This is a genomic window from Rhabdonatronobacter sediminivivens (genome assembly GCF_013415485.1).
Lineage (GTDB): Bacteria > Pseudomonadota > Alphaproteobacteria > Rhodobacterales > Rhodobacteraceae > Rhabdonatronobacter > Rhabdonatronobacter sediminivivens.
On the sequence record NZ_JACBXS010000062.1, the window covers coordinates 1 to 10498 of the forward strand.

Genomic DNA, 10498 nt, shown 5'->3' on the forward strand with positions numbered 1-10498 from the left:
CACCCCGAGCCTACGGCTCAGGGAGAGCAACGCCACCCTTCATCCCAAAAAGTTCAACATCGACCGGGACATTCCCCAACACGGCACCGGCGACCAGCAAGCCGTTGTCCCATGTGGTGAACAGGTGGATATCCTTGCGAGGTGTTCCGCACATCAGTTTGCGCACGAGCCCCCCAGTTAGTTCACCTTCCGCCATGCCATCGGATGCGGTGAAAGTCGCGGCGAAGAGATCGACGATCTCCTGCTCGCGCCCTCGAAATTCGGTCGAATATTGCATGGATATCTCCTTTGCCGCGCCGATCTGCTTTCAGGGCCTTTGCAGGACGAACATCTCGAAGTTGAATTGCCCTTCGCAATTGCGCCAGGCGCGGAGTTCCTCTTGAAAGTCGTCGATCACGCGATGGCCTGCCATGCTCGCCTCAAGTACGCCCACGCGCGCCTCGAGTGGACGGAAATAGGTGTCCATCGCCTCGGCACCCATGTCGAAATGGCCGAGCAAGCGGTAGCCTGCACGCTTTGCCTGCGCGATTCGCTTTTCAGGTGTGGCCATCGAGGGGTATTGCGAGGCCCAGAAGGACCGCAGCGCATCATCAGGCGTATCAGTGCGCCACACCATGTCAGAGAAAACAAGAACACCGCCAGGGCGGAGCAGGGCACTCCAAGCTTCGAGTGCGCGCTTCACGCCAATGATGTAGGCGCTTCCCTCGGCCCAGATCACGTCGATGGGCTCCCCAGGCCACGCCCCCTCTTTTGCCGATAGCAACTCCATGTCGATGTTGCGAACCTCGATCCGGTCATCCAGACCTTGCGCGCACGCGCGATGTCGCAGTCTATTGAGCGCATCCTCGTCAGTGTCGGTCGCGGTAATCCGTGCGCTCGTCGTCTCGGCAAGCGTCATAGTCGCCATACCTGGGCCGCAACCGATCTCAAGGATCAAGTCGGGCGAAAAGGGTAGCAAAGTTATTGCGCGACGCGTCGCCGCATTTGATCCCGGACCCCACCAGTCGAGTCTGGAAAAAACCTCTTTGAAGCCAGCCATGTAATCATCGTGTGCATTCATATCCTTTGATAGCCACACGATCCGCGCGGCCTCCTCTCTTGTAAACCCTTGTGTCATCAGCCAAACGCGGTGCTGGTCAGGCGCCACTCGTTCAACATCTTCGTGCCAGTCCCTGAGACTCGACTGACCTAAGAGCGCCGAGAGTAGATCGCGTGAACGTGTCTTCTCCGCGATTTCCCGCTCCAGCTTCCGCAACCGCTCGGCCAGCATATTTCGATCCAGCTTGCTGTCGAGACATGCGTGACATTCCTGTAAGCTCAGCCCGCCCGCCTGAAGCAGCTTCAGGAACTGCAGCCGTTGGCGGTCGGCATCAGAGTAGACACGATAGCCGTTCACCTGCCGCTTTCCAGTCAGAAGACCGAGCTTTTCATAGTAGAGCAACGTCGCGCGCGACACCCCAACGCTCTCAGCCAATTCCGAAATCCGATACATCCGCAGTCTTCGCTCTCGCCGATTCTCAATGTTGGAGAGATCCATGAAGTGTGAAGCTATAGACAGGTCAAGATGCAGTTTTGGTTTGTCAACGCCAACTGCTAAGCCCCCCGGTGCTCAACCGGCTGAGACCAGAGCCCGTTGATGAACTTCCCGGCTCAGCGATCAAACGACTTCTTAAAGAAAATACTTAGAACGCGTGTCGCAAGGTCACAGTCGGCAATCCGCCCCTTCGCGTTGACTTCAGCTGCCTCACGAGCGCCGATAGGTCAGCAAGCGGTTATCGGCGGGCATCATGCGGGGTGGCGCGGTGGCGAAGCCCTGCGCCAGCGCCAGCGTGTCGATGGCCTCCACGTCGCGCAGACCCCATTCTGGGTTTCGTAGGCGCAGATCGGCATCGAAGGCGGCATTGCCGGGGCCGGTGAAACTGCCGTTCTCATTGAACGGGCCGTAGATGAGGAGCAATCCCCCCTGCCCCAGCCGCGCGCTAGCGCCATTGATCAGTCCTTCGGTGGCCGCCCAAGGGGCGATATGGGTCAGGTTGGCGGTGAAGATCGCATCGACCGCTGGGCCCGGCCATGGCGGGCGGGCGGCGTCGATCATCACGGGCGGAAGCACCCGACCCGCCAGGTCGGGGCACAGCGCGCGCCAGTCCTTGATGCCAGAAAGCCCCTCTCGTGTGGCCTCGCTCGGCTGCCAGGTCACTTGCGGCAGGCTGCGCGCCATCCAGAGCGCGTGCTCGCCTGTGCCAGAGGCGATTTCCAGCACGCTGCAGGGCGTGGCGGGCAGCAACTCCGCGAGAGCTGCCGCGATGGGCGTGCGGTTGCGGGCTGTGGCCGGGGCATACCGCAGATGCGGAAGGCGCGCCACAGTCGCTGCGGGGTCTGCGAGCGGGTCGAATTCTGTCATGTAGTGGACCCTTTCAGACCGCATCTATCCATCGACAAGCCCCCAGGACCCGTATTTCCGCCCATGCTGCGCGCGCAGGGTTTCGACAAACTGACCATGCGCAGGATGGCCGCCATAGTCGCTGATGGCCGCATCAGCACTCGCGCATTCCGCCAGATGCCGCGCCGCATGGCGGTAGCGCGAGGATTTCGCCCCGCTCAGCGTATCCGAGATCATCCCCCGGCGCAGCAGGGTGGCGGCCAGCGGATGACGGGCGTCGAGCGCTTCCGCCGCCTGGCTCAGGGTCATGTAGTCATTGCCATCCAGCGCATCGGCCCGCGCCAGCACCAGTTTCGCCGCGCGGTCGAGCGACGGCCAAAGCGTCAGGAAGTCCAGCGCCACATTCAGACGGGGATGGCCCGCGACGATCTCAAGCGCCTTTTCCTCGGCTTCAATATCATCGAAATCCGGCAGCAGCTTCAGGTATTTGCGCAAGGCAGTCCTCATAGACCTCGTCCAACTCGGAACTGAACCGACGAAACGGGCTATCCGCTTCGCGCGCCATGGCGTTCCGGATGATGTCATAGGCCTCTTGCACCCGCCCCGCAGCCAGCAAACGCTGCGCGACATCAGGGGCAATGGTGCCGTAGGTCAGTTGCTCGGCCGAATAGCGCGCCATATAGGCATCCACATCGCCCTGCGCATCCGCCACATCAGCGAGGATGATCGACGCGGTCGATTGCTTCGCGCGGCGGATAGCATCAGCAGGCGAGGAGTGCAGCCCGAGCCCCTGATAAGCGTCGATCTCGGCGGGCGTTGGCGCAGTGTCCGCCCAGACCTTGGTGATCTGTTTCAGATGCTCCAGCCCTTCTGGCCCGAGCGCCTCGGCGGTCGCCGGGATGATCCCGTCAAACTCGCCATAACCAGCATCGGCCACCGCATCGAGAATGCGCTCGGCCAGAGTTTTCGCGTCCATCGTGATCCGCGGCGACAGACCTGCAATCATGTCCATCGCCTGTCGAAATACATCACCGACAGCGCCATTGCTGTCATCGGTGCGCTCATGGATGGAAGGCGCGAGTTGCAGGAAGGACCAGAGCAGCTCGAAACCGTCCTGCGCATCATGCGGGAGGATGCTGGTCTCGATCATGGCCAGCAGGCTCTCCAGATCCTTGACCAGCGCGCGCTGCTTGCGCCAGTCAAGATAGCTGGTGGACCGGCGCAGCGACGCAAAACGCTTGCGCAGATCGGCGGCCACATCCTTGGGCCCCTGCGCGGCGCTCAACTCCATGCGCGCGCGCCGCTGAAGCGCGGCATTGCCCTGCACAAGATCCATGACCAGTGTCGCCAGCTTGTCAGCGCCGAGTTTCTCGAGATTGGCTTTGTTGAGAGTTTTCTTGGACATGGCGCGGGCTCGGGGATTGGACACGGGCACCCTATCGGCAAATGCCGGGTGATGTCAGCCCGTATCTTGATCTCGCCCCCTGCCCCTGGGGTATCGGATCAACAGCTCTCCGAAACGCAAAAGCCCCCTGCGGAACAGGGGCCTTGTAAAACGTTGAGTTGGCGTTGAGTCGTTTTGCGCGTGCGTTTACACGATTGAAACGCTCGGGTTTTAAGTTGTTGATATATTTGAGGTATTTGGTTGCGGGGACAGGATTTGAACCTGTGACCTTCAGGTTATGAGCCGTGTCGAACGGACCATGAACGATTGCGCTCGGTTGCGTATTCCTTCGACATTTCCGCCACTTCGAGCCCCCTGCCCCGCGCGCGCCGTCCGCACGATTGCGCAGAAACTGGCAGCACTTTGTCCCCTCTTGCTTCCACAATGCTTCCGCCTGGGCGCTAGTTGATGGTCGCGGTAGCACAACCATTCTTCCATTAGTAAAATGGAACCCGCGGAGCACCACCGACTCAAAGTTCCACAGTACGTTGTCGCATTCAACGCGCGGGCAAAATCACCGAAAGCATAACCACCATAACAACGAGAGCAAACCGAGCCGCGAAGAGCAAAGAAACATCTGGGGCACTTAACGACAAGAAAATCTCTGGACCATCAATCAATGATAAAGATGAATCAACCGGCACTAAAGTCGTCACCACGAATAGCACCATCAACACCAAACTCATGAAAATGAGATACCCAATCGTCTTGGGTCCAAACAAAAAATAGCCAAGCAGGCTAATCAACGAAGCCCACAAAAAGCAGTAAGGAATAAGCAGGGACGGAACGCGCTCCAAGTCATACCCATGAAACACCAGAATCACCTGGGCAAGTGTCGGCCCAAACAAGGCGGGCACGATCGAAAAAGCGATCAGGACATTATGCCGACGAAACACCCAAAGGAAAATAACAAACCACGAGAAAATCAAGAGGCCGAACAGCACAAAGAGCGCTGAGAAGTTTGGTAGGACATAAATCGCGCCAATACAAAAGGCCGGTGCGAAAATGAACGACGGAATATAGACCCATGGCGTGTCACACCTAGTCCAATCTAAATTCATTTCTCACCTGCACCAAAAATAACCGTCGACCATATGCTACCTCCGCGCGCGAACGACATTGAGGCCGCCAACGACCAAACACACAATGCCCACAAAAGCTAAAGCTAAGAAGCCTTCGTCATTTTCTATCATCTCAACATCGAAAACAGCTGTTACCACGAATATCAACAACAACATCACAAACGAAACGAAGAACTTGATGATCGTACTCTTGAAAACAACATCGCGCACCGAAAGCCCTTGAGCAACCTGAGCAACCTCTAAGTTAGCCCGAAAATTCGGAAACCACGAATACACAAGGCTGGAACCAACAACAGCCTCTTGAACGTCAGAAATGTCTTCGCCACGAAATCTGCGGTGAAGCAATGATCCAAATTTCGCATTAATGACGCCGGTTAGTGACCAACCCAAAAAAATCGCGATACAGGTGACCACCAGAAGGCTAGCACCATATATTGCAGAGAATATCCCAAGCAAGAGGACCACGGTTGCACCTGGGAAAAAGATGCCAATGATGTATGTGCCCTCAAGCAAGATCGCCGCAAATGCTGCGAGAGGAATATACCAACCCGTGGCACCGCTCAGCCAGTCCCTCAACTCGACGACGCCGGGAAGACTGTACAACAACCCTGCTACAGCATAAGCGATTGATAACACTCCGGCCACCAACCAAACGCCCGCGGAAATCATAAGTAACGGCATTAGCCTATGCTCCTCAAACATCCACTAAGTTGAGAGGAGAATTGCGGGCTTCCCTACCAATTTTTTAGCTCTCCCACTTCCCAGAGCACCAGGGTAACCGCTGCATTCACTACGCTCAAGCCACCTTTCGCTTTGCTGCAAGACGAAGCTAAGATAATTTCGAAGATCCTCAGAAGTATCAGCGTTATAGTCTTCGCTACTATCTCCGATCTCCATTGCCAGATTCATCGCCATTTTTAGCTCATTCAAACCTCGCCGCAGCATCGCACCAACCAACTTCCGATCCTGTATCTCAACAAGTGCCTCTCTATAATTCTTCAGAATCGAGGCGCCCTCAATTCTAATCAACTCACCCACAATACAATTATTTGCCCCGGTTGCGAGATCTAATTCTAGATCAGAAACATCGTCGAAAACCTGTCCAGCAATCGCCAAGTGATCAAGAAATTGGATAAGAGGAGCGCAGTTGCCGTCTTTAACAGATGAAACCATATGAGCAAGAACATTAATTGATGAGTTCTTTTTCCTCATTAATTCAGACGCACGGAGCCAATATTCTTCCTCTTTAAGGCACTCCAGATTTAGCTCATTTTTTGACTTCAGTGCATGTAGGTCCATCATTTCCGCGTCTGCGGCATCGAACATCGCTCTAAAGTCTATCGGGCCTTTCGCCTTCGGAGCTATTTCATTGCAGGCAAATGAAACTGCCTGGCAAAAGTATGTGGATGCGTAAAGCAGATCAACTCGCGAGCCAACTTCTTGTTGATCTCGGTCGATAGTGTGGTCCAGAACGCGAATATAAAGGGATATTGCCCGCCAAGACGCTGCAATGACTTCAATGTATTTGTCGTCGCCGCCGGTAAGGTCAGAGACCATCCAAGGCGCCAAGACAGCCAAGGAAGCACTGCTGTCGATTGCCCTTCTTTCGAGATCTTTGAACTCTTCACTTTCCAAAAATCCCATCTGATTTGGGTAGGACTTCGCAATGGTTGCACATGCGGCGACTTGTCGGTTATTGGCCATAAGTACATAGTTATGTGGCGCGTGCTGAGCAACCATTCTCATGCAGGCTTCCCTTGTTTGTTTCTTGCCATAATACTGTAATCCCGATCAGCTTAGATTGCACCAATTGATCTTCGGCTGCTTAACTGAGCCCCAAAGATTTCCTAGTTATAGCATTGAATATCACATCCGCAGTGGGGAGACCTTAACAAGGCTAGGTTTGCCGGGATGATGGTGTCAAGCTCAAATCTTCGAGGTGCGTTGGCGTTCGGCCGCTTCGGCTTTGGGTTGCGCGTGATTCGCATAAACTAACGTCTCTCCGGATAGTCTCGAAGGATTGCCTACGCAGAAACGCGCGTAACTTCCTTTTTCCACGCAATATCAATGTGTTCGTTGACTATCGCGACGCCTTCCGCACCGTAGAGCAAAGAGAATCGGAAGGCCGCCCACCATGCCCAAGCTGACCAAGCGCCTCGTAGACGCCGCGGAAGCCCGCGATGCAGAGTACTTCACCTGGGACAGCGACATCCCTGGCTTCGGGTTGCGCGTGCTGCCGAGCGGGCGCAAGGGCTATGTGGTCCAGTATCGCGCCGGACGCCGATCTCGGCGCATCAGCCTCGGGCCCAGCACGGTCCTCACCTGCGAACAGGCGCGCAGCCGCGCCATCGCCATCATCGCTGCCGCCCGCAATGGCGAGGACCCCGCCGCCGAGCGGGACGCGGGGCGCAAAGCAATCACGGTGAAGGAACTGGCAGAGCGCTTCGACAAGGAACACATCGCCGTCCGCCTCAAGACCAGCACGGCGACCGAATACCGGCGCAACCTTCGGCGCTTCATCCTCCCCGCACTCGGACAGTTCACCGTCACGGGCATCACCCGGGCGGACGTGGCGAAGTTCCATCACGACATGCGTCACATCCCCTATCAGGCGAACCGCTGCCTCGAGGTGATCTCGAAGATGTTCAGCCTCGCCGAGATGTGGGGGCTGCGCCCCGATGGCACCAATCCGCGAAAGCACATCCGGAAGTACCCCGAAGAGAAGCGCGAGCGCTTTCTCAGCGCGGCCGAACTGCGCCGGATCGGCGAGGTGCTGCGTGAGATGGAGGCAGAGGGGATCGAGCTGCGTTCGGCCATCCTCGCAGCGCGCCTGCTGATCCTGACCGGCTGTCGGTTGAACGAGATCATGACGCTGAAATGGGCATACGTCGATCTGGCTGAGCGCATTCTGCGCCTGCCGGATTCCAAGTCCGGCGCCAAGGTCGTTCATCTCGGCCAGCCCGCCGTCGACCTGCTGCGCGACGCCCAGCGCCTTGACGGTAACCCTTGGGTCATCGCCGGCACCCTGCAGGGCAAGCGCTTGAGCGACCTTCAACCCTTCTGGCAGCGCGTTCGCGCCCGGGCTGGCGTCAAGGACGTGCGCATCCACGATCTGCGGCACACCTTTGCCTCCACGGCCGTCGCTTCGGGTCAGGGCCTGCCGATGATCGGCAAGCTCCTCGGCCACACTCAGGTCCAGACAACGGCGCGCTACGCTCATCTCGCCGCCGAACCGCTGCGAATGGCGGCGGATGCGGTGGCACAGAACCTCAGGCAATCCTTGGGATAATCCCGCGCGGGAACGACCCTTTTCGATTGATTGCGAAGGCTCTCGCCGATACGGTAGGTCCAGAAATTGGGCGCGCACAGTTGGCGTGCGCTCAGGATGGGCCGGGAGAGTGACGTGGGCGAGGGCAAGGCTGAACTGCGCTGGGGCGTCGAGCAACGCCTCGAGTTCATCGAGTTCCGCCTGTTTTGGGAGGGGCACGTCAATCGTATCGACGTGATGCAGCAATTCGGCGTCTCGGTGAACCAGGCGTCCGCCGACCTGAATCGCTATATCTCGCTGGCGCCGGACAACATGGTCTACGACAAGAGCGCGCGCACCTATGTCCGCGGCAATGGCTTTGCCTGCCATTTCCGCGAGCCCGACGCCGCGCATTACTTGTCTCAGCTTCGTCTGGTTGCGGACAACGTCATGGACCAGGAGGATTGCTGGATCCCGGAGCTGCCGCCCTACTCGTCTGCGCCGACGCCCGTGCGTGGCGTTAATCCGGTGACGCTTCGCTCGGTGGTCGGAGCCATCCGCCGTTCCGAGGCGATTGAGGTGAAGTACCAGTCACTGTCCAGTCCCGAGCCCCGTTGGCGCTGGATGGCACCCCACGCCATCGCGTTCGACGGGTTCCGCTGGCACACGCGGGCATTCTGCCTGACGGACGATTGTTTCAAGGACTTCCTGCTCTCCCGGATCCTCGATATCCGCGGGTCACGCGAGAGTGAAACGTCTGCCGACGACGACCGCGACTGGCATTCCGAGGTCACGCTTGAGGTCGGGCCCCACCCCGACCTTTCGGAGACGCAGGCGAAGGTCATCGCGCTCGACTACGGAATGCGAGGCGGCAAGGCGAAGATCAAGGTCCGGCGCGCGCTGCTCTACTACGCTCTCCGGCGTCTCGGGCTGGATACCGATCCGGCAGCGAGGAGCCCAAAAGATCAGCAAATCGTGCTCCTGAACCAAGATCAGGTCCGTCCCCATTTTTCCTCTGTCGGCAGTTCCTCCAGTCCCGCAAGTCAAGTGCTGGAGAGCTGAATTGATCACGGACTTTCATTCCAAGCTCTTCGCGTATGAATTGAGCAAGCGGCATTCGGTTGCCGACAACGAAAAGCTTGCCGGAGCGCTTTTGGATGCCCAAGTCGACCTTAACCCACACCAAGTTGAAGCCGCACTGTTCGCATTCAAGTCTCCGCTCTCGAAAGGTGCTATCCTCGCCGACGAAGTTGGCCTCGGAAAGACAATTGAAGCTGGACTGGTGCTCGCTCAGAAATGGGCTGAGGGAAAGCGTCGTATTCTGATCATCACGCCAGCCAACCTGCGGAAGCAGTGGTCGCAAGAGATCGAAGAGAAGTTCTTCCTTCCGACACTCATCCTCGAGGCCAAGAACTACAATAAGATGTCTAGAAACGGCGTGCGCAGCCCGTTCGATCAGAACCGCCTTGTGATCTGCTCGTTTCAATTTGCGGCACGACATGCCGAGTCATTGATGGTTATTCCTTGGGATTTGGTGGTAATAGACGAGGCGCATCGACTCAGGAACGTGTACCGACCAGACAATAGGATCGGACGGACGCTCAAGAGCGCACTCGTGAACACGCCCAAGATTCTTTTGACCGCCACGCCGCTACAGAACTCGCTCATGGAGTTGTACGGGCTCGTAAGTTTGATTGATGATTTCACCTTCGGCGACGCCAAAAGCTTTCGAGCTAAGTACGCCCGGCTAACTGGTGATGATCAGTTTGACGACCTGAAGCAACGCCTACAAGCGGTTTGCCACCGCACGCTCCGCCGCCAGGTGCTCGAATACATCCGCTACACAAATCGAATTCCTATCACGCAGGAGTTCGTTCCGACCGAAGCGGAGCAGACTCTCTACGACATGGTTTCGGACTACCTGCGAAGACCTTCTCTCCACGCGTTGCCCTCGTCGCAGCGCACCCTCATGACGCTGATCATGCGGAAGTTGCTCGCATCCTCAACCTTCGCTATTGCCGGCGCTCTGGACTCTCTGGCGAGGAAGCTCGAGCGGCAGCTAAAACAGGATACGGATCTCCGGAGCAAGCTCGAGGAGGAACTCGCAGAGGACTATGAGGAGTTCGACGAGCTGGCAGATGAGTGGCCAGAAGGCAACGATCAGCCCGAATTGCTTTCTCCGGAAGATGTGAGCGTGATCGAGCAGGAAATATCCGACCTGCGTGATTTCCGCGACCTTGCTGTTTCCATTTCTGAGAACGCGAAGGGGCTAGTGTTCGTCACCTGACGCAAGATTCCCAACGGCTGCAGGGTGTGTCATACCTTGGGCATGAGACGCTCCGACA

At 57.4% G+C, this 10498-nt stretch carries 9 protein-coding genes and 1 pseudogene; 3 read left to right on the forward strand and 7 right to left on the reverse strand.

Annotated features, from left to right (window positions below):
• Window positions 1–10 precede the first annotated feature (10 nt).
• The 7 genes and pseudogenes from HUK65_RS17035 to HUK65_RS17065 form a co-directional block, all read right to left on the reverse strand.
• Complete coding sequence (locus tag HUK65_RS17035) at window positions 11–277, reverse strand: hypothetical protein (protein ID WP_179907476.1); 267 nt, start codon at window positions 275–277, stop codon at window positions 11–13.
• Between the two features lie 30 nt (window positions 278–307).
• Window positions 308–1537: a MerR family transcriptional regulator gene (locus HUK65_RS17040; RefSeq protein ID WP_235442235.1), complete on the reverse strand. Its 1230-nt coding sequence runs from the start codon at window positions 1535–1537 to the stop codon at window positions 308–310.
• A 207-nt stretch (window positions 1538–1744) separates the two neighbouring features.
• Window positions 1745–2401, reverse strand: a complete 657-nt coding sequence (locus tag HUK65_RS17045; RefSeq protein ID WP_179907477.1) for a DUF938 domain-containing protein — start codon at window positions 2399–2401, stop codon at window positions 1745–1747.
• Between the two features lie 24 nt (window positions 2402–2425).
• A pseudogene (locus HUK65_RS17050) lies at window positions 2426–3785 on the reverse strand (DUF6880 family protein).
• Between the two features lie 536 nt (window positions 3786–4321).
• On the reverse strand, window positions 4322–4885 hold the full coding sequence (locus HUK65_RS17055; protein ID WP_179907478.1) for a hypothetical protein: 564 nt from the start codon (window positions 4883–4885) through the stop codon (window positions 4322–4324).
• 36 nt (window positions 4886–4921) lie between these two features.
• Window positions 4922–5587 (reverse strand): hypothetical protein, encoded by a 666-nt coding sequence (locus tag HUK65_RS17060; RefSeq protein ID WP_179907479.1) that lies wholly within the window; start codon window positions 5585–5587, stop codon window positions 4922–4924.
• Between the two features lie 24 nt (window positions 5588–5611).
• Window positions 5612–6652, reverse strand: coding sequence for a hypothetical protein (locus HUK65_RS17065; protein WP_179907480.1), 1041 nt, complete (start codon window positions 6650–6652; stop codon window positions 5612–5614).
• A gap of 388 nt (window positions 6653–7040) precedes the next feature.
• Here HUK65_RS17065 and HUK65_RS17070 point away from each other — a divergent pair, with 388 nt between their 5' ends.
• The 3 genes from HUK65_RS17070 (at window position 7041) to HUK65_RS17080 (ending at window position 10440) form a co-directional block, all read left to right on the forward strand.
• On the forward strand, window positions 7041–8195 hold the full coding sequence (locus tag HUK65_RS17070) for a tyrosine-type recombinase/integrase (RefSeq protein WP_179907481.1): 1155 nt from the start codon (window positions 7041–7043) through the stop codon (window positions 8193–8195).
• Between the two features lie 96 nt (window positions 8196–8291).
• Entirely contained in the window at window positions 8292–9215 is a 924-nt protein-coding gene (locus HUK65_RS17075; protein ID WP_179907482.1) for a WYL domain-containing protein, read from the forward strand.
• 1 nt (window position 9216) lies between these two features.
• A complete protein-coding gene (locus HUK65_RS17080) occupies window positions 9217–10440 on the forward strand; it encodes a DEAD/DEAH box helicase (RefSeq protein WP_235442238.1) in 1224 nt (407 codons plus the stop codon).
• Window positions 10441–10498 lie beyond the last annotated feature (58 nt).

Excerpts from the sequence above, each read along its gene's own strand:
- HUK65_RS17035 (WP_179907476.1), bottom strand. The coding sequence starts at position 277 with ATGCAATATTCGACCGAATTTCGAGGGCGCGAGCAGGAGATCGTCGAT.
- HUK65_RS17040 (WP_235442235.1), bottom strand. The coding sequence starts at position 1,537 with ATGGATCTCTCCAACATTGAGAATCGGCGAGAGCGAAGACTGCGGATG.
- HUK65_RS17045 (WP_179907477.1), bottom strand. The coding sequence starts at position 2,401 with ATGACAGAATTCGACCCGCTCGCAGACCCCGCAGCGACTGTGGCGCGC.
- HUK65_RS17055 (WP_179907478.1), bottom strand. The coding sequence starts at position 4,885 with ATGAATTTAGATTGGACTAGGTGTGACACGCCATGGGTCTATATTCCG.
- HUK65_RS17060 (WP_179907479.1), bottom strand. The coding sequence starts at position 5,587 with ATGCCGTTACTTATGATTTCCGCGGGCGTTTGGTTGGTGGCCGGAGTG.
- HUK65_RS17065 (WP_179907480.1), bottom strand. The coding sequence starts at position 6,652 with ATGAGAATGGTTGCTCAGCACGCGCCACATAACTATGTACTTATGGCC.
- HUK65_RS17070 (WP_179907481.1), top strand. The coding sequence starts at position 7,041 with ATGCCCAAGCTGACCAAGCGCCTCGTAGACGCCGCGGAAGCCCGCGAT.
- HUK65_RS17075 (WP_179907482.1), top strand. The coding sequence starts at position 8,292 with ATGGGCCGGGAGAGTGACGTGGGCGAGGGCAAGGCTGAACTGCGCTGG.